Below are 22,738 nucleotides of genomic sequence, written 5' to 3'. Positions count from 1 at the left end.
GTACAATGCCCCTCACATGCACGTCGTAGGGAGGAGAGGATTTTTGTGGAGAGTTTCGACGAGCGTTCGCCGTTGGCTCCCGAGGAGCGCCGCGAGGCGCCGCGTCGCCTGAGGGACTCGGTGCGTACGAACAGGCGCGCCCTCTTGGTGCTGGCGTGCCTGGGCATCTTCCTCTTTCTTATGGTCGAGGTCCTCGAGGGCGAGGCCATGCGCATCGACCAGCTCGCGTATTGGGCCATCGTCGAGAACCTGCGCGCCGATTGGCTCACGCCCATCATGGAGGCGTTCTCGGCGCTTGCAACGCCGATGGTGCTCGTGGGCATGCTGCTCGTGATCGCCGCGTTCGCCCCCGGGCGCCGTCCCGGTTGGTTCTGCACGGTCAACCTTGCGTTGGCCGCTCTGCTCAACGTGGTGCTCAAGGCCATCGTCCAGCGTCCGCGTCCCGAGGGGTTCCGCCTCGCGGTCGAGACGGGGTTCAGCTTCCCTTCGGGCCATTCGATGGCGGCTATGGCGTTTTTCGGCTTGATCGTCTGGATGGTATGGCGCTATGAGCGCGACCGCGGGCAGCGCCTGCTGCTTACCGGGGCGTTCTCCTTCATCATCGTGATGATCGGCGTGAGCCGCGTATACCTGGGCGTCCATTATGCATCGGACGTTATCGGCGGGTTCTGCGCCTCGCTTATATGGCTTGCCGCTTACACGCGATTGGCTGCACCCGTCTTCTTGGGCGAGCCCAAGGCGGGCGATTCGCGATACAATGAGCGTGCTGGACAGTCGGGCTCCCGGGGAGGGGCCGTCTAGTCGGGGGCGACGCTTTCGCGCCGTCCGATGCGTCTATGTCAAGGAGGAAGCATATGACCACCGTTTCCGCACCTATCGATGCCACCAAGACCCCTGCGTGGGCCGCGCTGCAGAAGCATCATGACGAGCTCGTCGAGCACGGTATCAGTCTTAAGGATTGGTTCGACGCCGATCCCGCGCGCGTCTCCAAGATGAGCTTCGACGTCGCCGGTTTGCATTTCGACCTCTCCAAGAACCTGGTAACCGACGAGACGCTCGAGCTTCTTGCCGAGTTGGGCCGCGCGGTGAACCTCGAGTCCCGCCGCGACGCCATGTTCGCCGGCGAGCATATCAACACCACCGAAGACCGCGCCGTCCTGCACACCGCCCTGCGCCGTCCCGCGTCCGAGGCCGGTACCCTCATGGTCGACGGCCAGGACGTCGTCGCCGACGTGCACGAGGTGCTCGACCGCATGTACGCCTTTGCCGAGCGCGTGCGTTCCGGCGAGTGGAAGGGCGTTTCCGGAAAGCGCATCGAGCATGTGCTGTCCATCGGCATCGGCGGCTCCGACCTGGGTCCCGTCATGGTCTACGAGGCGCTCAAGCCCTATGCCGACGCCGGTATCGACTGCACGTATGTTTCCAATATCGATCCCAACGACATGGCTGAAAAGGTCCGCGGCCTCGATCCCGAGACCACGCTGGTGATCGTCGTCTCCAAGACGTTCACCACGCTCGAGACGCTTACCAACGCGCGCGAGGCCAAGACCTGGATGCTCGAGAGCCTGCGCGCAGCCGGTGCTATCGACGGCACTCCCGAGCAGGACGCCGAGGCCATCGCGAAGCACTTCGTGGCCGTTTCCACGGCGCTCGACCTCGTTGCCGATTTCGGCATCGACCCCGAAAACGCCTTCGGTTTCTGGAGCTGGGTGGGCGGCCGCTACTCCGTCGACTCCGCCGTGGGCCTGTCGCTCATCGTCGCCCTCGGCCCCGAGCGCTTCCAGGCGTTTCTCGAGGGCTTCCATGCTATCGACCGCGCGTTCGCCGAGACCCCGCTTGAGGAGAACGTCGTCGCCCTTATGGGCCTGTTGAACGTGTGGTACGTCAACTTCTTCGGCGCCGAGAGCCATGCCGTGCTGCCTTACAACCAGTACCTGCATCGATTCCCCGCGTACCTGCAGCAGCTCACCATGGAGTCGAGCGGTAAGCAGGTGCGCTGGGATGGTTCCCCCATCACCTCCGCTACGGGCGAGATCTTCTGGGGCGAGCCCGGCACCAACGGCCAGCACGCCTTCTACCAGCTGATTCATCAGGGCACCCGTATGGTCCCCGCGGATTTCATCGCCTTCGTCAACACGCCCAACCCGGTTGCGGACAACGGCCAGGACGTCCATGAGCTCTTCTTGGGCAACTTCCTCGCCCAGACCAAGGCGCTTGCCTTCGGTAAGACCGCCGACGAGGTGCGTGCCGAGGGCACTGCCGAGTGGATGGTGCCTGCGCGCGTGTTCGAGGGCAACCGCCCCACCACCTCCATCTTCGGTGTGGACCTTACGCCCGAGGCGCTCGGCGCGCTCATCGCTCTTTACGAGCACATCACCTTCGTCGAGGGCGTTGTGTGGGGAATCGATTCCTACGACCAGTGGGGCGTCGAGCTCGGCAAGCAGCTCGCCAAGCAGATCACGCCCGCCTTCCACGATGACGAGGCGCTCGCCGGCCAGGACGCGTCCACCAAGGCCCTGATCGAGTACTATCGCGCGAACCGCTGGTAATCCAGGGTATCTTCATGCGCCGAGGCGCCCGCGCTAGAGCCCGGGAAGGGTCTCCTGCGCGGGCGCCTCGGTCTCGTTCGCTCCGGACCCGCCGGGGCGGGCGAGCTTCCCGCGCCAGTAGCGCTGGGCGATCGGCGCGGTGAGGGGCAGGACGAGGTCCTCGTAATCATCGAGGCTCTTCAGGTCGAAGAAGCGGCCCGCCGGCACGTAGAAGAGCGCGACGGGTTTTCCCGCGCTCAGCAGCTGCCAGACGTTTCGCAGGGTGCCGCTGCTCACGCTCTCGCGCCCGAACCGGTTGGTGTAGACGTCGCGCCAGACCATGAGGCCGTGCGTGGCGCGCTCGCCCATGGCTTCATCTTTGATCGTCATGAGCGCCTTGTCCGTGAGGGGGGAGTTCGCGCCGATGCGCTCGACGGGCCAGTCGGGGTCCGCCAGGTTGCGCACGCGCCCCGTTCCGCCGACGATGACGCTTACATCTTTATGGCCGAGCTCGCGCAGGAGCATCTGCAGGGCGCGGTCGGCGCCGTTCGCGTCGCCGATGACGACGCGCATGCCGCGGCGGACGATGGTGCCCACGCGATCGCGGACGGCGTTCGGGAGCCGACCGCTCGATACGCCGACGCGCGAGCCCGCGAGAAATACGACGGGGCGATCGGCGGGGGCGACGGGCGCCGCCGGGTCCCCGACGGCACGGTGCTGGTCGTAAGCGGTCATGGTTGCCTCGTCAGGCCGTGGTTGCGGGTGTATACCATACCGAGGTAGTAGACGCGCTCGTCATGGCCGGAGTTTTTAAGCGCGCGCAGGCAGGCGCGCAGCGAGCGGCCCTCGCCGTAGATATCGTCGGCGATCAGCAGCGGCATCGGGTAGGGGTCGTCGTCAAAGGGTGCCTCCGAGAACTGGATGGCGGAAAAGTCCCCATCGGCGAACTCGCGACCGCGCTCGAGCCTCTTTGCATGCACCTCGCTGCCCTTGGAGAGGATGTCGTCGCGATATGCCAGCTTGAAGTGGTCGGCGATTTTCTTCGCAAGGTGCGAGACCGGGTCGAACTCGCGCTTGCTGGTTGAAGGCATGGGGACGACCGTGAGCTCGCTCACCTTCAGGAACCCGAGGTCCTTGAGGGAGGGGAGCGCGATCTGGAAGATCTCGTCGACGATGCGCTCGCATGCCGCCGGGTCCCTGTCTCCATACTTGAGCTCGTGGATCAGCTTGCCGAGCTCGCTGTACTCGTTGTCGTACCCGCCGTCGTCGATCGGCGTCGAGCCGGTGGTGTAGACGTCGAGCGCCCGGCCGAAGCGGAGACCGTCCTCATCGATGATCTTGTAGTACATGGTGCGACCCCTCCTTGCGTGCCGAGATAGCGCGGCGACCGAATGGGAATCGTCGTTATTGAATTGCGAAGTGGGGAAGAACGAAGTCATGCTAAACATCTCCTTGCTTGCTACTGCTTACTTGCTCATACATCTCTCACGCTAGCGAGCACCTTCCCGGTGCGCCTTCACTATATTCGGGGGGTGAGGGCGATTCAAGCGGAAATTAAAAAACTCTCAAGCCGCCGAACGGTCGCGGCGAGGCATCGGGGTATGGTACCGTCTTGCTGGAACATATAGGGGGAGCGCCCCGATTCGCGGTGGGCGCCGTGCCGTCGCCATTCCGCGGGGTCGGCGGCGCAGGTTCAAGGAGCGCGCGCATGAGCGATACCAACGTTGGGTTTCCGTATCTGGCCGTCATCTTCGACATGGACGGCGTCATCGTCGACACCGAGGCGTTCTATACCGACCAGGAGCGCCGATTCGCCGACGACAACGGCCTGCCCGTATCCGATGACGAGGTCATCGCCCTCGTCGGCCAGTCGCACCAGACCTTCCAGAGCACCCTGCAGGATTGGTGGCGCCGCGTGGGCCGCGAGTTGACGGGCGACGAGGCGGAGGCGACCTTCGAGGAATGGGCGAGCCACGAGGCGTGCGACTACCGATCCATCATGAATCCCGGCGTTGCCGAGACCATCTCCGAGCTCCATGGGCGCGGCGTGCGCGTCGCGCTGGCGAGCTCGAGCCCGATGAAGAACATCGTCAAGGTGCTCGACGCCTGCGGGCTCGACGGCATATTCGAGGTCGTGGTCTCGGGGGAGCAGTTCCACGAGAGCAAGCCGAACCCGGAGATCTACCTGCATACGCTGGAATCCCTCGGCCTGTCTGCCGAGGAGTGCTGCTGCGTGGAGGACTCCGTGCCCGGGATCACCGCGGGCAAGCGCGCGGGCCTCACGGTCTTCGCGAAGCGGGAGGAGCGCTTCGGCTTCACGCAGGAGATGGCCGACGTCATCATCGACCGGATCCCGGACCTCATCGAGGCCGCGGAGGCGCGCGCCCGCTAAACCGTTTTCACTGGCGAGCGGCTGCCCGTTCGCGTGCGGTAGAATTGATGCAAAGGATGATTCTACGCAAGGGATGGTGTCGCTGTGGGCACGCAGCTTGATAGCGGATCCGCCGCACCGCTGTACCAGCAGGTGCTGGAGGTCATAAAGGGCAAGATCGAGAACGGGACCTACCCGGCCGACTCCCAGATTCCCACCGAGCTCGAGCTGTCGAGGATGTTCGGCGTCGGGCGCGTCACGGTCCGTCGCGCTATCGAGGAGCTCGTCGGCGAGGGCTACCTCACCAAGCGGCAGGGCCGCGGCACCTTCGTCATGACGCCCAAGATGGTTCGCAAGGTGCATCAGAAGGGCGATGTGCAGAGCTTCACGGACGCGTGCAGGGAGAACGGGATGCGCCCGGGCGCGCGCCCCGTATCCTGCGCGCTGATTGAGGCCGATGACGCCTTGGCGGCGTTTTTCGGCATTCGCCCGGGTTCCCAACTCACCCTGGTCAGCCGTCTGCGCACCGCCGACGGCATCCCCGTGTTGTTCGAGAACAACTACTACCCCGTCGAGGGGTTCGAGTTTCTCCGCGAGGCGGACCTCGCGGATTGCTCTATCTTTCGAGTGGTGGGCGAGCGGACGGGGCATTTCCCCGTCGAGTCCGATCCGTGCCGTCTTGAGATCGCCCGCGCGGACGTCGACGTCGCGCGCGAGCTCGAGGTCCCGGTGGGCGAGCCCCTGTTCTACATGAGCGTCGGCTTCTTGGATGCCGATCATGTTCCGTTCTGCTATGGCAGGCAGTTCTACGTCGGGTCGCGCTACAGCTTCCATATCTAGAGGCAGCAAGCTGCGCATCATGCGCCGGACGCCCTGTCTCGGGGTGCCCGGCGTTTTTCATGGACCGGATAGCGCCGTTCAGAGCTGATTCTATACCGTACATAGAACATCCTAGGACAACTGCATATTTGCGTTGACATCCCCCAAATCTCCTGGTATCAAATAGAACAACCTAAGACGTTTGCTTGAGAAGTGGGAAATACAGGCGAGCGTCTCAATCGGGATAGGAGGGAAACATGTCAGATCCCAAGCGGGAGAAGCCCAAGCGCAGATTCAAGCTTCAGCTTCCTCACGTCTACACGATCGCCTTCTTGCTGATCGCGTTCTTCGCGGTCCTCACGTGGGTGGTCCCGTCCGGCCAGTTCGACCGCCAGACTATCCAGACCGCCGCGGGCGAGCGCGAAGTCGCGGTTGCTGGAACCTATCATGAAGTCGACAAGGTCTATACCGATCCGGAGACGGGCGAGGAGGTCGACCTTCGCCAGGGCCTCGGCGCCGTTCTCCAGGCTCCCACCAAGGGCATCCAGGCTGCTGCCGACGTCGTGGGATTCGTCCTGCTGATCGGTGGATCGTTCGCCGTGCTGGCCAAGACGAACGCCTTGAATGCGGGCATGAGCCGCGTGGTCAAGAAGCTCAAGAACAAGGACATCCTGATCATCCCGATCACCATGGTCCTGCTCTCGATCTGCGGCTCGACCTTCGGCATGTCGGAGGAGGCGCTGCCGTTCTACGCGATCTTCATCCCGATCATGATGGGCATCGGATATGACTCGATGACGGCGTTCATCATCTGCTTCCTCGGTCCCAACCTCGGTTACTGCGCGTCCACGATCGATCCCTTCAACGTCTTGATCGCCCAGGGCGTCATCGGTATCGAGGGCAATCCGCAGCTTTGGTTCCGCGCCGTCCCTGGGTGATCTTCACGGCCGCCGGCATCTTCTGGGCCATGCGCTACGCCCGTCGCGTCAAGCTCAACCCCAAGTCGTCCGTCACCTATGAGGACGACAAGCAGAAGCGTATCGAGTTCGCCGTCAAGGATTCCTCGATCGAGGAGGAGTTCACCTTCCGTCATAAGCTCGTGCTCATCGACTTCGCAATCGGTATGGGCGTCATCGTCTGGGGCCTCGTGACGCAGGGCTGGTACATGAACGAGATCCCCATGGTGTTCCTCGCCATGGGCCTGCTCGCCGGCATCCTCGGCGGGCTTGACGAGAAGACCATCGCGGAGGAATTCGTCCGCGGTCTCGCCGACTTCGCCTACGCCGCCTGTATCATCGGCATCGCCCGCGGTATCCTGGTCGTGGCCGAGGGCGGCATGATCATCGACTCCATCCTCAACTGGCTCGCGACCATGCTCGCCGGCGCCCCCTCGTTCATCTACACCACCTTCATGTGCATCGTGCTGGGCATCCTGTCCTTCCTCGTGCCCTCGAGCTCCGGCCTCGCCGCGCTGACTATGCCGGTCATGGGTCCGCTCACCGAGCTCATGGGCCTCAACCCCGAGGCTGCCGTCACCGCCCTGCAGTTCGCCAACCAGACCATCAACACGATCAGCCCCGTCGCCGGCATGACGGTGGCGGGCCTCGCGGTCGCGAAGATCTCGTTCGGCCAATGGTGGAAGACCATCTGGAAGTTCTTCATCTTCATGGTGATATTCGGTCTCGTGGCGACCATGATCTCCGGCATGCTGCCGGTTTAGGGGAGGTCCGCTATGCCAAAGCGCTCACTGGTACTGCTATCCCGCAGCGTGTTCACCGGCCTCGACGATCATCCGATGGATGGGTTCGTCGCGATCCACGGCAACCGGATCAAGGCCGTCGGGCCTGCTGCCGACTCGGGTCCCTTCGTCGAATCCGCGGACGAGGTCCGCGATATGGGGACGAGGACGATCATGGCCGGCTTGGTAGACGTTCACACGTTCTTCACCGGATGGGTCCTCCGCCGCACCGGCGCGGACCTCTCCGCGGCGTCGACGCCGGCGGACGCGGCCGACGCGCTCCTCGCTTGGACCGTCGCTCATGAGGGGGCTCCCGTCGCCCTCGGGCGCAACCTGCCGGAATGCCTTCTCGGCGCCGACTTGGACCGAGCGCTCGACCAGGTTTTCACGGCGATGCCCGCCGTCGCCTTCACCGAGGGCGCCGGAACCTGCGCCCTCAACGCGGCCGCCGGCGAGCGCTACGGCTTCACGCCGGACGCCTGCTATGCGGAGATGATCTGGCGCCTCATGGCCGACTACCTCCCGCTCGATGAGGTACGCGAGGCGTACGGCGACTACATGAGGATGCTCAACTCGCGCGGCGTCACCGCCATCAAGGAGATGTGCTTTGACGACTACTATGGATTCGCCGATGAGATGGCGCGCCGCGAGGTCGCCGGTGACCTCACCGTGCGCGTTGACATGATGAGCCAGCCCGTGGGCCGCGCCGCCGACCTCGCGTACGCCCGTACCGCCCGTGACCGCTTCCAGGGCCCGTTCGTCAGGTTCTCCGGTTTCAACCGCATGACCGATCGCGGCCTGTGGCGCGGGCTCGCGGAGATGATCGAGCCCTACGAGGAGGGCGCCGACGCCGGCGCCGCCGGCAAGACGGTGGTGGAGGAGCCCGAGTGGGACCTTATCGCCCGCGAGCTCGCCGAGGTCGACGCCGAGGGATTCCGCTACTCCCTGCACTGCCAGGGCGACGGTGCGGTCCGCAAGACCGTCGCGCTCTACCGCGACCTGCCCCGCGACGAGCGGGGCCGGCTCGCCAGGCGCCACTCCATCACGGACCTGGAGAACTCCGACCCCGCCGACCTCGAGGCGTTCGGATCCATCGGTGGCATCTGCGAGGTGTACCCGCAGATCCTCACCCTGGACGCCCGCGAGGACTGCCTGTCCACGATGCGTCGGCAGATCGGCGAGAGCAGGCTGGAGCACAGCTGGAACCGCCGCGGCATGGTGGACGCGGGCTGCATCGTGTGCTGTGGCACCGACTTGCCCCTGCTCACCCCGCATCTGGGTGATTCCATCTACAGCGCGTGCGGCGGGTACTTCGCTGACGGCTTGCCCGTCAACCAGGGCAACACCCTGACCCTCGCGGAGCTCTTGAGGGCGTGGACGCTCGGCGGAGCCTACGACCTTGAGCGCGAGGACGAGCTCGGCACGCTCGAGCCCGGCAAGCTCGCCGACGTCTGCGTGCTGGACGCCGACGCCTTCTCGGTGGACCCGCGCGACGCCCGATCCCTGGGCGTGGCGCTCACGGTCTCCAACGGTCGCATCGTCTACGAATCGTAAAGGAGTGATGGGCATGGGCGAGACCACGCCATTCGCGCCGAAGCTGAGGCGCGAGCAGATCTCCGGGATGAACATCCACTACATCATGTGGTCGCTCGACTACTTTCTCGACGCGCAGCAGCGCATCGGCTTCAAGAGCATCGAGCTCTGGGGCGCCGAGCCCCACGTGACCCTCGACCACACGGGTTACTTCGAGGCGGACCAGCTCCGCCGCAAGATCGCGTCCCGCGGTCTGAGTGTCAGCTCGCTGTGCCCCGAGAGCGTCGTCTACCCGTGGCAGTACGCCGCGAGGAAGCCCCTCCATGCCAAGAGGAGCATCGCATACTTCAAGCACGGCATCGAGCTCGCCGAGGTGCTCGGGGCCCCGTACATGTCGATCAACTCCGGCTGGGGCGACTGGGACGAGGACCGCGAGGAGGCGTGGAAGCGCTCCCGCGAGCACCTCTCCATCCTCGCGGACTTTGCCGGCGAGCATGGCGTCACGCTCACGATGGAGAGCCTGCGTCCCGAGGAGTCCAACCTCGTCGTGACCCTGGCGGACGCCCGCCGCATGCTCGACGAGGTCGCGAGCCCCTACATCGCCCCGATGGTCGATACCACGGCGATGGGCGTCGCGGGGGAGACCCTCGATCAGTGGTTCGCCGAGTTCGGCGACGGGTCGATCAAGAACATGCACTTCATCGACGGCGATCCGTACGGCCATCTGGTCTGGGGCGACGGCAAGCACGACATGGACGAGTTCGTCGCGGCACTGAATGCCCACGGGTACGAGGGCTACCTCGCACAGGAGATCACCGACGGCCGCTACTTCGACGATCCCGCGGGCGCCGACGAGCGCAACATGCACGCGTTCGAGCGCTACCTCGTGGATTAGGGACGCGATCCTGCTCCCATTGAGCGCATCATCTATCATCGCGGCCTGATGGCCGCATCAGAAAGGAAGCACACCGATATGAACGCACACGACCTCATCTCCGAAGCTATCGCCGAGAAGGGCTCCTTCGACAGCGTCTTCTGGATCGCCTGCGGCGGATCCCTCATCGACCTGCTGCCCGCCCACGAGTTGCTGAAGCGCGAGGCGACCTCCTTCACCACCGAGGCCTATACCGCCCGCGAGTTCGACATCATGCGCCCCAAGCGCCTCGGTGAGAAGTCCCTGGTCATCGCTTGCAGCCACTCCGGCAACACCCCTGAGGTCATCGATGCCTGCGGCATCGCCAGGGCCGCCGGCGCCACGGTGATCGCCATGACCGACAACGCCGGCTCCGGCATCGACAGCGGCGAGTGGGCCTGTTGGGTCTACCCGTGGGGCGAGGGCGTGCCCCAGGCCGAGGTCCCCGCGGGCATCTCCCTGGCGCTCGCAGCCGAGCTCCTCGACCAGCAGCAGGGCTACGCCGATCTCGCCGACATGTACGCCGGCATCGCCAAGATGGATGAGATCCTGCCCGCCGCCCGCGAGAAGGTCAACGCCGAGCTGGGCGACCGCTTCGCCGCGCTCTGCCAGGACCACGACTTCCTCTACATCCTCGGCTCCGGTCCCGTCTTCAGCCAGACCTACGGCTTCGCCATCTGCTCCCTCATGGAGATGCAGTGGCAGAGCTGCGCCTACATCCACTCCGGCGAGTACTTCCACGGGCCCTTCGAGGTCACCGAGCCCGGCGTCTTCTACTTCCTGCAGATGGGCTCCTCCGAGTGCCGCGCCATGGACGAGCGCGCGCTCGCCTTCCTCGAGACCCACACCGACACGCTCATGGTCCTCGACGCGATGGAGTACGGCATGGGCGACGTTCCCCAGAGCGTCCGCGCCTTCCTCGACCCGATCCTGTTCTACGCTATGAACTGCGAGCTGCGCTCCGCGCGCGGCAAGGTCTTCGACCACCATCCCGACGTCCGCCGCTACATGGGCATCGAGAAGTACTAAGGGCTATCCGCGCATCCGTGGGGCGGCGTCGCCAGGACATCGGCGCCGTCTCGCCGAGCCGCCCGTGCGGCAAGATAATCGATTGGAGTGACCATGAACGCATATCCCATCAGCGTGCTGGGCTTTGGAGACAACGTCGTCGACAAGTACGAGCACATCGCCACCATGTATCCCGGCGGCAATGCGGTGAACTTCGCCGTCTTCGCCAAGAAGCTCGGCGTGGACCGCAGCGCCTACATGGGAATCTTCGGCTCGGACGTCGAGGCCGAGCACGTGATCTCCTCCTTGTGCGAGGAGGGCGTCGAGCTCGCGCGCTGCCAGCAGGTGGTGGGCGTCAACGGCGCCGCGCGCGTGACCGTCGACGAGACCGGCGACCGCATCTTCCTCGGTTCCAACGAGGGCGGCGTCCGCGGCGATATGCGCTACGTCATCGACCGCTTCGCGGCCGAGTATGTCCGTGGCTTCGACCTCGTTCATAGCGGCAACTACTGCTTTACCGAGCGCGAGCTGCCCAAGATCCACGCCGAGGGCGTGCCCATCAGCTTCGACTTCTCCGATGACTCGACGGATGAGTATTTCGAGCAGATCGCGCCCTTCGTCACCTACGCCTTCATGTCCATGGGAGATGCGCCCATGGATGAGATCAAGGCCAAGCTCGAGTGGGTCTGCAAGCTCGGCCCCCGCTTCGCCTGCGCCTCGCGCGGCAGCCTGGGCTCGGTCGCCTACGATGGAGAGCGCTTCTACGAGCAGGGCATCAAGCCCGTGGCGCCCGAGGACCTCAAGGACGCGATGGCGGCCGGCGACTCGCTGCTCACCGCGTTCCTGGTGACCTACCTCGCCAAGCAGAAGGCCGGCGAGGACGGCCCCGACGCAATCGCCGCGTGCCTCGACTTCGCCGCCGGCTTCGCTGCCGAGACGTGCAAGATCGAGGGCAGCTGGGGGCATCCCATGGCCTACGAGGTCTAGTTTGAACGCGACGGCGGGGCGCATCGATGCGTCCCGCCGCTTCATTTTGGCATCGGGCATTTCATTTTGATTAGTCGATTGGAGTGAAAATGTCGTTTCAGACCGAGCTGTTCGGGACCGAGAAACCCATCATCGGCCTCCTTCACCTCAAGCCCCTGCCGGGCGACCCGCTGTACTACCCTGGCGGCGCCATCGCGTCCGTCGCCGACGCCGCCAAGCGCGACCTCGAGGCGCTGCAGGAGGGCGGCGTCGACGCGGTCCTGATAACCAACGAGTTCAGCATGCCGTACCAAAAGCGCGTCTCCGCGGTGACCCTCGCTGCCATGGGGCGCGTCATCGGCTCCCTCGCCGATCAGATCTCGTTGCCGTGGGGAGCGGAGGCGATCTATGACGGCGACGCGACCATGGAGCTGTGCGCCGCCGTCGACGCGCGGTTCACCCGTTGCATGTTCACGGGCGCTTGGGCGGGCGACCTCGGCCTCATCGACCGCGATTTCGCCGAGACCATGCGCCTCAAGAGCGCTCTGCGCTTGGACGACCTCAAGCTCTTCCACTTCGTCACGAGCGAGGGCGAGGTGTACCTCAACGACCGCACCACGGCGCAGATCGCGGATTCCATCATGTTCAACTGCATGCCCGACGCCCTGGTCGTCGGCGGCGAGGCGGCGGGCCGCGGCCCATCGGCGGAGCTTATCTCGTCGGTGCGCGACTCCGCCTCGAGCGTGCCCATCGTCTGCGGTACGGGCTGCCGCGAGGAGACGGTGGCCGACGTGCTGTCGCGCTGCGATGGCGCCTTCGTGGACACCTGCCTCAAGCGCGACGGTAGGTTCGACGCGCCGGTCGACGCCGGGCGCGTAGCCTCCTTCATGGCCGCTGCGCGCGCCGCGCGCGAGGAGTAGGTGCTCCACATGGCCCATTTCCTGGGAATCGATATCGGAACGGGCGAGTCGAAGGGCGTCCTCATCGATGAGGACTGCAGCATCGTCTGCACGGCGTCGTGCGCGCACGGCACCGACAACCCGCGCCCGACGTGGTTCGAGCACGATGCCGAGAAGGTCTGGTGGGGCGACTTCTGCAAGCTGTCCCGCGAGCTCATCGACGCCTCCGGCGTCGATCCGGCCGATATCGGCTGCGTTGGCCTCTCGGCGCTCGGGTGCGACTGCGTCCCGGTCGACGAGGAGGGCCGCGCTCGGCGGCGGGGCGTGCGCCAGTTGGGAGGAGCTCGTCCAGCGCGTGGGCGAGGGGAAGCTCATCGCTCCGGACCCGAACGTCCATGAGCTCTACCGCGAGCGTCGGAAGATGTTCGATGCGCTCTACGAGCGGAACCGCGAGGATATGCATAGGCTTTGACCGCTCGCCGGAGGGTCGGTGCCATGATGGAGGGGAGGGGCGCCTTGAAGACGGTGCTCTGCTTTGGAGACAGCAACACGTTCGGGTACGACCCGATCGGGATGGCCGCCGGAGATCGCGCCCGCTATCCGTTCGAAACGCGGTGGACCGGGACGATGCAGCGCCTGCTCGGACCGGGCTGGCGCGTCGTGGAGGAGGGGCTGTCGGGGCGCACCACGGTGCACGACGACCCCTTCGAGCCCGGTCTGTGCGGCATGGGCGCCCTCGCGTGCGCCCTGGGGAGCGCCCAGCCGCTGGATTGCGTCATCATCATGCTGGGCACCAACGATATGAAGACGTGCTTCGGCTTGCCTGCGAGCGATATCGCGCGGGGCGTGGAGTCGCTTGTGCTCGCGGTGAAGCGCTTCCCCTGGGCACCGGGGTGCCGTCGGCCGTCGATCGTCATCGTCTCGCCCCCGCATATCGGCGAGGGCATCCGCGACGTGGTCCTATCCTCCTTCGACATGCGCTCGGTGGCGGTGTCGCATGAGGTCGCGACGGCGTACCGCGTCATCGCGGACGAGCAGGGGTGTGCGTTCCTGGACGCGTCTGAGATATGCGAGCCGAGTCCGGTGGACCATATCCATCTGTCGCCCGAGGGCCATGGCGCGCTCGCGCGGGCCCTCGCCGACGTCGTCGTCTCCCTTGCGGGGCAATAGGGACTGCGTCCGCGATCGTTTTCTACCCGAGGAGCTCCTCGCTCGTCCGCGCCATGCGGTCGAGGAGGGGCTCCCTTTTTTCTCCGCGCAGATCGGCCAGGGCCGCAGCGGTTGCGAGGAGGCGCGCCTCGATCTCCCCGGCGGCGCCGTCCTCGCCGAACGATGTCGGGGCGTCGGTCTCGAGGAGGAGTCTGTCGGCGGGTACCTGCCTGGCGTACTCCCTGCCCCGCCTCGTCGCGAGCATGCGGTCTCCGACGGAGAAGTAGCAGCCCAGGTCTCGTGCCCGGGCGAGCTCGTCGCTCGTGCCTGAGAACCAGTGCATGATGCAGGCGGCCCCTCCCGCCATGCCATGGGCCTCGAGGATATCGAGGACGGCCCCCGCGGACCGAACCGCGTGGATCGATAGGACCCTGCCCTCGGCAGCGCGGGCCTCGCAAGCCCGGGCGATTTTCTCGAACGCCTCGATCTGGGCCTCGGCGCTCTTCTCGCGCGCCCTCGAGAAGTCGAGGCCGACCTCCCCGACGAACCTTGAAGCGGCGCATGCGTCGGCTGCGAGCTCTATCTCGTCGAGCTCGACCGCGCCGTCCGCCACCCACCAAGGATGCAGGCCCCGGGCAAGGCGGACGTTCCCATGGGCGGCAAGACGTTCCGCCGCGCGTGCATCGGCGGGGGAGACCGACATGTTGATCAGGGATATACCGAGCCTCGCCGCATCGAGCGCCACCTCGTCGGCGTTGGCCATGGCGGATAGGTGGCAGTGCATGTCGAAGAGCCGTTGCATGCGCGGTTCCCTAAGAGCTCTTCTTGCTGCCGCCCTTGCGGCCGCCGAGCACGCCGCGCTGCGCGGCATCGTGCATGGCGAGGGCGGAGGCGGTGTCGGATGAGACGCCGACGCCGGAGATCTGCCGAATAACCTCGCCGGCGATCATCTGCCCCATGATGGGCGGCATGAAGCTCGCGGTGCCAAGATCGCTGCGCTCGCTGCGCGCCGCGCCTTCGCGGGCCTTCAGATGCATGGGTTCTTCGCAGGAATAGAGGACGCGCAGGTGCTTGATGCCGCGCTTGCGACATTCCTTGCGCATGATGCGCGATAGCGAGTCGTTGACCGTCTTATGCACGTCGGCGATGCGCAGGCATTCGGGATGCAGTTTATTCGCGCCTCCCATCGAGCTGATGAGCGCCAGTCCGCGCTCCTCGGCGAGCTTGGCGATGGCGAGCTTGGTTGATACGGTGTCGATGGCGTCGACGATGTAATCCAACGGGCCCCCGCAAGCATCTTCAAGCTCGGCAAGCAGCTCCTCGATGTTCTCGGCGAGCACGAAGGCGTGGCGCGCGATGACGCGGCAATCTGGATTGATGTCGGCGATCATGGCCTGGGTGACATCGATTTTGCGCCGTCCGACGGTGCTGTGGTAGGCGATGGCCTGGCGGTTGATGTTGCTGGGCGCGACGACATCCTTATCCACGATGGCGATCGTGCCCACGCCGCCACGGGCGAGCGCCTCGATGCAGTTTGATCCCACGCCGCCGCACCCGAAGACCGCCACGCGCGCCTGCTCGAGGCGCGATACGCCGTCGGCTCCCAAGATGACCTCGAGTTTGGTCTTGGCGGTTTCGGGCGCGGTCGCGCCCGTGGAGGGAGCCGATGGGATGGTGCTCTGGTCGTCTTCGCGGGGAGTGGTCACGGGCATCCTTTCGTTCGCGGTCGCTGCGGTCCGTTGATCGCGGTTGAAACCATTATAGGTATGCCGTGCCGCGGCGCCCATGGTTTTACCGTGCGCCTGCTGCGCGATCAGCGCAGTCCATGCGACAATGGGCACGTTCAGATGTGTTCGCACAAGGTAAAAGGAGCATAATGGCGGAATTCATCTACCAGATGTACCAGGCGCGCAAGGCACATGGTGACAAGGTCATCCTGGATGACGTGACGCTGTCGTTCTATCCCGGTGCCAAGATCGGCGTCGTGGGCCCCAACGGCATGGGCAAGTCCACCCTTCTCAAGATCATGGCTGGCCTGGAGGAGGTTTCCAATGGCGACGCTCGCCTCACGCCCGGCTACACCGTGGGCATCCTGCAGCAGGAGCCGCCGCTGGATGACGACAAGACGGTCATCGAGAACGTTCGCATGGCGTTTGGCGACATTCTTGCCAAGGTCGACCGCTTCAACAAGATCAGCGAGGAGATGTGCGACCCCGATGCGGACATGGATGCGCTGATGGCCGAGATGGGTCGTCTGCAGGATGAGATCGATACGGCCGACGGCTGGGATATCGATTCGAAGCTCGGCGTGGCCATGGACGCCCTGCAGCTTCCCGATTCCGATACGCCGGTCAACGTGCTCTCCGGTGGCGAGCGCCGTCGCGTCGCCCTGTGCAAGCTGCTGCTCGAGGCGCCCGACCTGCTCCTGCTCGACGAGCCCACCAACCATCTCGATGCCGAGTCCGTCCTGTGGCTCGAGCACTTCCTCGGCACCTATCCCGGCGCCGTGCTCGCCGTCACGCACGACCGCTACTTCCTCGATCACGTTGCCGAATGGATCTGCGAGGTCGACCGCGGCCACCTGTATCCCTACAAGGGCAACTACTCTACCTATCTGGAAACCAAGGCGGCACGTATCGCCGCGCAGGGTCAGCGCGACGAGCGTCTTGCCAAGCGCATGGCGGCCGAGCTCGACTGGGTTCGCTCTTCTCCGAAGGCCCGACAGGCCAAGAACAAGGCTCGTCTGGCTCGCTACGAGGAGATGGAGGCCGAGGCTCGCGCGAGCCAGAAGCTCGACTACACCGATATCCGCATCCCCGTGGGACCTCGTCTGGGCGCCAAGGTCCTGGTTGCCGAGCACCTGCACAAGGAGTTCGACGGTCGCGTGCTCATCGACGACCTCTCCTTCACGCTGCCGCGCAACGGCATCGTGGGCGTCATCGGCCCCAACGGCGTAGGTAAGTCCACGCTCTTCAAGTGCATCTGCGGCCTGGAGGAGCTCACGAGCGGTAACCTCGAGATCGGCGAGACCGTCAAGATCTCCTATGTCGACCAGAACCGCGCGGGCATCGACCCGGATAAGAATCTGTGGGAGGTCGTGTCCGACGGCCTCGATATCATGCAGGTCGGCGAGTCCGAGGTGCCCAGCCGCGCCTATGTGGCCAGCTTCGGCTTCAAGGGCTCCGACCAGCAGAAGCGCGCGGGGGTGCTGTCCGGTGGCGAGCGCAACCGTCTGAACCTCGCGCTCACGCTCAAGCAGGGCGGCAACCTGCTGCTGCTCGACGAGCCTACGAACGACCTCGACGTCGAAACCTTGTCGTCGCTCGAGTCGGCTCTGCTCGAGTTCCCCGGTTGCTCCGTCGTGATCAGCCACGACCGCATGTTCCTTGACCGTGTGGCCACCCACATCCTTGCGTGGGAGGGCACGGACGAGAATCCCGGCAATTGGCATTGGTTCGAAGGCAACTTCGAGTCCTATCAGGAGAACCGTATCGAACGTCTGGGCGAGGATGCCGCCAAGCCGCACCGCATCCGCCGCAAGCTCACGCGAGACTAGGCGTATGGAATGGGCGCGTGCGTGCACACTGCTCGCACGCGCTCGGCCTTGGGGAAGGGTCGATGCACGGCAGCCGTTCGCGCGTGCGCATGCATCCGCCCGGCACCGCTTCGATTTTGCGGGAACCGTTGCTTCGAACGCGCTTTCGACGGTGCTGCCCATGGAATTTCAGACAGAATAGATCAAGCCCCGAATCGGTGCGGGCGATCCGATTCGGGGCTTGTGCGTTTGTGCGCGCAGCGCCGCCGCGTGCGTGCAATGGTCGTCTGGGGAATCCCTGCTGCGAAGATGCGCATCGCGGGAGGTGCTGCTAGGCTTCCTCTGGGATCTCTACGGCGCTGATTGACCAGAGAGGGCCGGTGCCGGCCTGGGTCCGATGCGTTATGCGGACGAACGCCTCCTTGCGCTCTCGGTTATCGAGGTAGCGGATGCTAAACGAGGCGCGCCGGCGGTTCGCGACGATATCGCCGCGCTCGCAGGAGAGGTGGAAGTACTCGCCCACGATGCCCAGGACGTCGGCGCCGAAGGGATACAGCAGCGTGAGCTGATGGAGCTGCGGTCCGGGGCAATAGACGTCGGTTGCGAAATCGACGGGAAAATCGTCGGGTAGCGGCGGTCGATCGGCGGCACGTTCCTCCATCGCACCGATTCGCGCGGTCGATGTTTCCAGCTCTCGGCTGGCGTCGGGACGAGCCAGTGCGTCGGCGGGCATGGTATTGGAGGGCGCGTCGTGATGCGATTCCGATTTGGCTGCTTGGGGATCTTCGTGCGGCAGCGGCGCGGCGGTCGATGGGTCGATTGAGCTTGCTGCGGGAGCGGGTGCCGCCATCGCGGCCGAAGCGGTGCCTGCCGGCGTACGCGAAGCCCGGGCGTGCATGGTTTCCGGAGCGGGCGACGCTCCCTTTGTTGCCGCGCGGGCGGCTTCAGGGGTGGATGGGCGGTCCTGCGCGGGTTCGGGCGCGGGGGGCGGGCACATGGCGGCTTGTCCGATGAAGATATCGGGCTGAGCGGGGACATATGCGCCGGGCGTGGGCTTGATGACGGTTTCTTCGTCGATGCCGGTATAAGGGTCGTAGACAATGGTTACCGCGATGCTCGGCTCCGGCTGGGCCTCGATGGACGGCTCGGTACCGGATGCGGCATCTGATTCGGGCGTGCCCGTCGAGTCGACCGCATCAGAGGATTCGGTGTCGTCGGGCTTGCCGCTTTGCTCCTCGTCTTCGAGCGAGAAATTGGCGTTTCGAAGCCGATGCGGCTGGCCGTCGTGCGTCGCCGCGGTTTCTGCAGCACGACTAGAGGTGACGGTGCCGGCGTGCGCGTCGGCACCGGGCGATTCCACCGTCGCCTGCGCGGCCGCGGCGACTTCGACGGCGTCGCCGCATGTATCGGCTACGGAAGCGCTGGATGCGGGCGCGACCGCCGTATGGGCTTCGGCCTTCGGCTCGGGTTCGCGCTTGACGCGCTTGGGGCAGCTGGGTTTGATGGCCTTGTCGCCCTTCTTGCGTTTCCAGGGCTTGTTGCCCTTCGCGCCCGGCTTGCGCTCTTCTTTTTTGCTTGCTCCGGCGAGCGCGGCATCCCATTCCGGGTGCTCGACGACCGTGGCGTACAGGCGCCCGCCTTTGAATATGGTGAGCTTGATGCCATCGCCAAGGCTCTCCAGGAGTTCCTGGGTGGAATCGAAGCCGAGGTCGGCGGCGGTTAGGCGCTTGTCGGCCAGGGCCGTTTCCACATGCGTGATGAACGTCTGCTTGCCCGTGCCGAGCGCATCGCGCAGGACTCCATAGAGGAATACGACGTTGCCGGGCGTGAGGCCGGGCTTGTTGGTTTGATTGCGTGCCATGGTCTGTTCCTTCGTAGATTTGGTCTATACGAATAGTACCATCGCATGCAGACACGTGGCTCCGCGCCCTACGACGCGCTGCCAAACCGCTTACCGGGTGACGCCGCCATCCGTCGGCTGCGCCGCCTGCTCGGACGACCCGTCCGCCGCGGTATTCGATGGGGGGACCGCGTCGGTCGACCCGGTGTCGGTGGCGGATGATCCGGATTGCGGTGCGCTGTCAGCCGAACCGTCGGCCGCGCCGTCGTCGGGAGCTGCCTCTGCTGCTTGGTCGCTATCGGCATCGGGCGCAGTCGGGGCGTCCGTCGAGGGCGTCGATGGCTGCGGGGCGGCGTCCGGTGCCGGGGGATCGATGGACGCCTGATCGTCACCGCTGGCCTGTTGCGTGGCTTCATGCTGCGCGAGCAACGGCGCGGGCTTGGTTCCCAGGCCTTCTCCCGCGGTCCCCAGCATGATGGCGGCAAAAACCAGGCCGACGGTGAGCGCGGCTACCAGTATCGAGGCGACCGCGATCTTTCGTTGGGTCGCCGCGCGTTGCGCCGCGGCCCGTGCCTGAAGCTTGGTTGGCGCGAGGCGCGCGCCTTGCGCGGAGTTGCGCAGATAGGGGTTTTGCGACGCGGGCGCGGCGCTTGTGGCCTGCGGTGCCCGCTCGGCGGAGCCGGCGGAAACGGTATGGAGCTTGCGGGCCCCCGCGGTGAGCGCGCGACGGTACAGTTGGGTTGCCACGATGGTGACCGCCGAGCTTACGGCGGCTCCGATCACCGAGCCGGCGATGCCGATCTTCGAGGCCAGCAGCATCGAGGTGGCCGCCGCCGCAGCGCTTGCCAGGACCTGGGGCACCGAAATGCCGGCGAATAGGCCCTCTTGCTTCATGATGGGCTGCGTGCTTCCGATCGATGCGTTTTCACGCGGGCGCGTGTATACGCTGCCCTGCGCTACGACGCGCGTGCGCTGTTGGTCGGTGTACTTGGGGAATTCCGATGCCATGTGTGCTCCTATGGTTGGGGCGGCGGGGCCGTCCGATGCAAATTGGTTTTGGTCTCGCTATTTTGGTACCCGTGGGCGCCCGGTGGAACGCGAATGTACGCGTTAACAGAAAGAAGCAACACACAAGGAGAGCGTGTGGAGAATGGCGGATGCGGTCTTGCACCGGCGCACGGCTGCCCTGCGCGCCACGGGGTGCCCGCGCGTATAATGAGAGAAGCTGACTATCTAGATGGGAGCCTTCATGGACGAGCTGTTCTTCTACGGGCCGTGCGGCCAGGCGGGCGTGGGCGCCGGCGACGGATTCTTCCGTATCGCCGCCGCGACGCCCAAGATCCGCGTCGCGGATGTCGCCGGCAACGCCGCGGCGATTCTCGAGTGCGTCTACGCTGCCGCGCGCGAGGGCGTGGGCGCGCTGGTTCTACCAGAGCTCTGCCTTACGGGCTATACGTGTGCAGATCTGTTCCATGACCGCACCTTGATCCGCGCGAGCGAGGTCGCGCTGGCGGGTTTGCTCGAGGATACCGCCGACGTGCCCATGCTCTTCACCGTGGGCCTTCCCGTGGCCGTCGGCTCCGCGGTCTACAACTGCGTCGCCGCGTGCTGCGCCGGCGAACTGCTGGGCCTCACGGTCAAGCAGCACCTTCCCAACTACGGTGAGTTCTACGAGCGCCGCTGGTTCGCCCCCGCGCCCCTCAACGTGACCTGGGTGCCGTTCCTCGGCGCGAGCGTGCCCCTCGGCTCGAACATCGTCTATCGCTGCTCCGATACGGGGCTGGGCGACATCGCCATCGGTGTCGAGGTGTGCGAGGACCTGTGGGTTCCCGCTCCGCCGTCGACCGACATGGCCACGGGCCAGGGCGCGACCGTCATCCTCAACGCGAGCGCCTCGAGCGAGGTCATCGGCAAGGCAGCTTACCGTCGCGACCTGGTATGCGGCCAGTCGGCGCGCCTGTACTGCGCGTATGCCTACGCGAACGCGGGGGAGGGCGAGTCCACCACGGACCTTGTCTTCTCCGGTCAAAACCTAATCGCCGAGAACGGTTCGCTGCTCGCCTCCACCGATCTGTTCACCTGCGATATGGTCGTGGCCGATGTCGACCTCGACCGCCTGATGGCCGAGCGCCGGCGCTCCACCACGTGGGGCCCGTCCGCCCTTGGCCCCTCGTGCGGCCAGGCGGTGTCGTTCTCGTTCGCGGGCGCGGCCTCCTGCGCTGGCTGCCCGTGCGAGGGCGGCACGGCGGACGCGGAATCTCCCGGCAATGCTGGGGACGCGGCCGATGCCGCTTGCGCGCCTGCGCTCGAGGCGTCCGTCGATCCCGATTCCGAGGGCGCCGCGCGCCTGTTCGGCGGCTACCCGCTGCTGTATTCCGCGCTTGAGACCTCCCGCGTCGCACCACGCAAGCCCTTCGTGCCCGCTGGCGCCGACGACCTGGCCGATCGCTGCGAGACCATCTTCAACCTGCAGGCCGCGGGCCTGAAGACCCGCCTTGCGCACACGTCCACCCGCTCGGCCGTCATCGGCCTTTCGGGCGGTCTCGACTCCACGCTCGCCCTGCTCGTCACGGTTCGCGCCTTCGACGCGCTCGGGCTGCCGCGCACGGGCATCCACGCCGTGTCCATGCCCGGCTTCGGCACGACGAGCCGCACCAAGTCCAATGCCGAGCGACTCGCCGAGCACCTGGGCGTCGACTTCCGCACGATCCCCATCGCCGATGCCGTGCGCGGCCATTTCGCCGACATCGGGCACGACCCGGCTGTCACGGACGTCACCTACGAGAACGCGCAGGCGCGCGAGCGAACCCAGATTCTCATGGACCTCTCCAACGAGCTTGGCGGCTTCGTGATCGGCACGGGCGACCTTTCCGAGCTCGCGCTGGGCTGGGCTACCTACAACGCCGACCATATGAGCATGTACGGCGTGAACGCCAGCGTGCCCAAGACCCTCGTGCGACATCTGGTCGCCCATGCGGCTGACGTCTTCGGCGGCGATACCGCCGAGACCCTGCGCGACATCCTGGACACCCCGGTCTCCCCGGAGCTGCTGCCGCCCACGGGCGACGGGCGGATCGCCCAGTGCACCGAGGAGCTCGTGGGGCCCTACGAGCTGCACGACTTCTTTTTGTTCCACATGCTGCGCTTCGGCTTCTCGCCTTCCAAGATCTACCGCATGGCCCGCCGCACGTTCGCCGAGCCCCCCGCCGACGGCGAGCCCTCCTACGAGCCCGCGGTCATCCTGGCCTGGCTCCGCACGTTCTACCGCCGTTTCTTCGCCCAGCAGTTCAAGCGCAGCTGTCTGCCCGACGGTCCCAAGGTGGGCTCGGTGAGCGTGAGCCCGCGCGGCGACCTGCGCATGCCCAGCGACGCCTCCGCGGCGCTATGGCTCGCCGAGGTCGACGCGCTGGCGTAGGGAAATGGAGCGCCCGCAGGGCCG

The 22,738-nt window shown here is 65.8% G+C and carries 21 protein-coding genes; 15 read left to right on the top strand and 6 right to left on the bottom strand.

Going from position 1 to position 22,738, the window contains the following annotated elements; all coding sequences use genetic code 11:
- Nucleotides 1–45 precede the first annotated feature (45 nt).
- Both E4J93_RS02510 and pgi read left to right on the top strand, forming a co-directional pair.
- Nucleotides 46–801: a phosphatase PAP2 family protein gene (locus E4J93_RS02510; RefSeq protein ID WP_147587916.1), complete on the top strand. Its 756-nt coding sequence runs from the start codon at nucleotides 46–48 to the stop codon at nucleotides 799–801.
- A 53-nt stretch (nucleotides 802–854) separates the two neighbouring features.
- Nucleotides 855–2,549 (top strand): glucose-6-phosphate isomerase, encoded by a 1,695-nt coding sequence (gene pgi / locus E4J93_RS02505; RefSeq protein ID WP_147587915.1) that lies wholly within the window; start codon nucleotides 855–857, stop codon nucleotides 2,547–2,549.
- A gap of 33 nt (nucleotides 2,550–2,582) precedes the next feature.
- Here the strand turns inward: pgi and E4J93_RS02500 are convergent, their stop codons facing one another.
- Together E4J93_RS02500 and E4J93_RS02495 are read right to left on the bottom strand one after the other, a co-directional pair.
- Nucleotides 2,583–3,263 carry a hypothetical protein gene (locus E4J93_RS02500; protein WP_147587914.1) on the bottom strand — a complete coding sequence of 227 codons (681 nt, stop codon included), beginning with the start codon at nucleotides 3,261–3,263 and terminating at the stop codon, nucleotides 2,583–2,585.
- A complete protein-coding gene (locus E4J93_RS02495) occupies nucleotides 3,260–3,967 on the bottom strand; it encodes a ComF family protein (RefSeq protein ID WP_187231577.1) in 708 nt (235 codons plus the stop codon). Before E4J93_RS02495 ends, E4J93_RS02500 begins: the two co-directional genes overlap by 4 nt.
- A 269-nt stretch (nucleotides 3,968–4,236) precedes the next feature.
- Here E4J93_RS02495 and E4J93_RS02490 point away from each other — a divergent pair, with 269 nt between their 5' ends.
- The 11 genes from E4J93_RS02490 to E4J93_RS02445 all read left to right on the top strand — a co-directional run bounded on the left by E4J93_RS02490 (nucleotide 4,237) and on the right by E4J93_RS02445 (nucleotide 13,945).
- Complete coding sequence (locus E4J93_RS02490) at nucleotides 4,237–4,920, top strand: HAD family phosphatase (protein ID WP_147587911.1); 684 nt, start codon at nucleotides 4,237–4,239, stop codon at nucleotides 4,918–4,920.
- 84 nt (nucleotides 4,921–5,004) lie between these two features.
- A complete protein-coding gene (locus E4J93_RS02485) occupies nucleotides 5,005–5,739 on the top strand; it encodes a GntR family transcriptional regulator (protein ID WP_147587910.1) in 735 nt (244 codons plus the stop codon).
- Nucleotides 5,740–5,975: 236 nt separating this feature from the next.
- Entirely contained in the window at nucleotides 5,976–6,656 is a 681-nt protein-coding gene (locus E4J93_RS08245; protein ID WP_255431876.1) for a hypothetical protein, read from the top strand.
- Nucleotides 6,632–7,438, top strand: a complete 807-nt coding sequence (locus E4J93_RS08240; protein WP_255431875.1) for a TRAP transporter large permease subunit — start codon at nucleotides 6,632–6,634, stop codon at nucleotides 7,436–7,438. Before E4J93_RS08245 ends, E4J93_RS08240 begins: the two co-directional genes overlap by 25 nt.
- 12 nt (nucleotides 7,439–7,450) lie before the next feature.
- On the top strand, nucleotides 7,451–9,010 hold the full coding sequence (locus E4J93_RS02475; protein ID WP_147587909.1) for an amidohydrolase family protein: 1,560 nt from the start codon (nucleotides 7,451–7,453) through the stop codon (nucleotides 9,008–9,010).
- Nucleotides 9,011–9,023: 13 nt separating this feature from the next.
- Nucleotides 9,024–9,884, top strand: coding sequence for a sugar phosphate isomerase/epimerase (locus tag E4J93_RS02470; protein WP_147587908.1), 861 nt, complete (start codon nucleotides 9,024–9,026; stop codon nucleotides 9,882–9,884).
- Between the two features lie 78 nt (nucleotides 9,885–9,962).
- A complete protein-coding gene (locus E4J93_RS02465; RefSeq protein WP_147587907.1) occupies nucleotides 9,963–10,931 on the top strand; it encodes an SIS domain-containing protein in 969 nt (322 codons plus the stop codon).
- 93 nt (nucleotides 10,932–11,024) lie between these two features.
- Nucleotides 11,025–11,897 carry a PfkB family carbohydrate kinase gene (locus E4J93_RS02460; RefSeq protein WP_147587906.1) on the top strand — a complete coding sequence of 291 codons (873 nt, stop codon included), beginning with the start codon at nucleotides 11,025–11,027 and terminating at the stop codon, nucleotides 11,895–11,897.
- Between the two features lie 89 nt (nucleotides 11,898–11,986).
- Nucleotides 11,987–12,796, top strand: a complete 810-nt coding sequence (locus tag E4J93_RS02455) for a BtpA/SgcQ family protein (protein ID WP_147587905.1) — start codon at nucleotides 11,987–11,989, stop codon at nucleotides 12,794–12,796.
- Nucleotides 12,797–12,805: 9 nt separating this feature from the next.
- Nucleotides 12,806–13,174, top strand: a complete 369-nt coding sequence (locus E4J93_RS02450; RefSeq protein ID WP_147587904.1) for an FGGY family carbohydrate kinase — start codon at nucleotides 12,806–12,808, stop codon at nucleotides 13,172–13,174.
- A 96-nt stretch (nucleotides 13,175–13,270) separates the two neighbouring features.
- On the top strand, nucleotides 13,271–13,945 hold the full coding sequence (locus E4J93_RS02445; protein WP_147587903.1) for an SGNH/GDSL hydrolase family protein: 675 nt from the start codon (nucleotides 13,271–13,273) through the stop codon (nucleotides 13,943–13,945).
- Between the two features lie 22 nt (nucleotides 13,946–13,967).
- Here E4J93_RS02445 and E4J93_RS02440 read toward each other — a convergent pair whose 3' ends face one another.
- Both E4J93_RS02440 and E4J93_RS02435 read right to left on the bottom strand, forming a co-directional pair.
- Entirely contained in the window at nucleotides 13,968–14,726 is a 759-nt protein-coding gene (locus E4J93_RS02440; RefSeq protein ID WP_147587902.1) for a TatD family hydrolase, read from the bottom strand.
- A gap of 10 nt (nucleotides 14,727–14,736) precedes the next feature.
- Nucleotides 14,737–15,597 carry a ThiF family adenylyltransferase gene (locus E4J93_RS02435; RefSeq protein WP_255431880.1) on the bottom strand — a complete coding sequence of 287 codons (861 nt, stop codon included), beginning with the start codon at nucleotides 15,595–15,597 and terminating at the stop codon, nucleotides 14,737–14,739.
- 203 nt (nucleotides 15,598–15,800) lie between these two features.
- On the opposite strand from E4J93_RS02435, the gene ettA reads away from it, so the two are divergent.
- Nucleotides 15,801–17,480, top strand: coding sequence for an energy-dependent translational throttle protein EttA (gene ettA / locus E4J93_RS02430; RefSeq protein WP_147587900.1), 1,680 nt, complete (start codon nucleotides 15,801–15,803; stop codon nucleotides 17,478–17,480).
- Nucleotides 17,481–17,790: 310 nt separating this feature from the next.
- Here ettA and E4J93_RS02425 read toward each other — a convergent pair whose 3' ends face one another.
- Both E4J93_RS02425 and E4J93_RS02420 read right to left on the bottom strand, forming a co-directional pair.
- Nucleotides 17,791–19,320, bottom strand: coding sequence for a hypothetical protein (locus tag E4J93_RS02425; RefSeq protein ID WP_147587899.1), 1,530 nt, complete (start codon nucleotides 19,318–19,320; stop codon nucleotides 17,791–17,793).
- 90 nt (nucleotides 19,321–19,410) lie between these two features.
- A complete protein-coding gene (locus E4J93_RS02420) occupies nucleotides 19,411–20,307 on the bottom strand; it encodes a hypothetical protein (protein WP_147587898.1) in 897 nt (298 codons plus the stop codon).
- Between the two features lie 241 nt (nucleotides 20,308–20,548).
- On the opposite strand from E4J93_RS02420, the gene E4J93_RS02415 reads away from it, so the two are divergent.
- Entirely contained in the window at nucleotides 20,549–22,714 is a 2,166-nt protein-coding gene (locus tag E4J93_RS02415) for an NAD(+) synthase (RefSeq protein ID WP_147587897.1), read from the top strand.
- Nucleotides 22,715–22,738: the final 24 nt, after the last annotated feature.

Origin of the sequence: Collinsella sp. BA40 (genome assembly GCF_008014645.1) — a bacterium.
Taxonomy (GTDB): domain Bacteria; phylum Actinomycetota; class Coriobacteriia; order Coriobacteriales; family Coriobacteriaceae; genus Collinsella.
The sequence above is the reverse complement of the archived record's forward strand: the minus strand, read 5'-3'. Positions and strand labels throughout refer to the sequence as shown.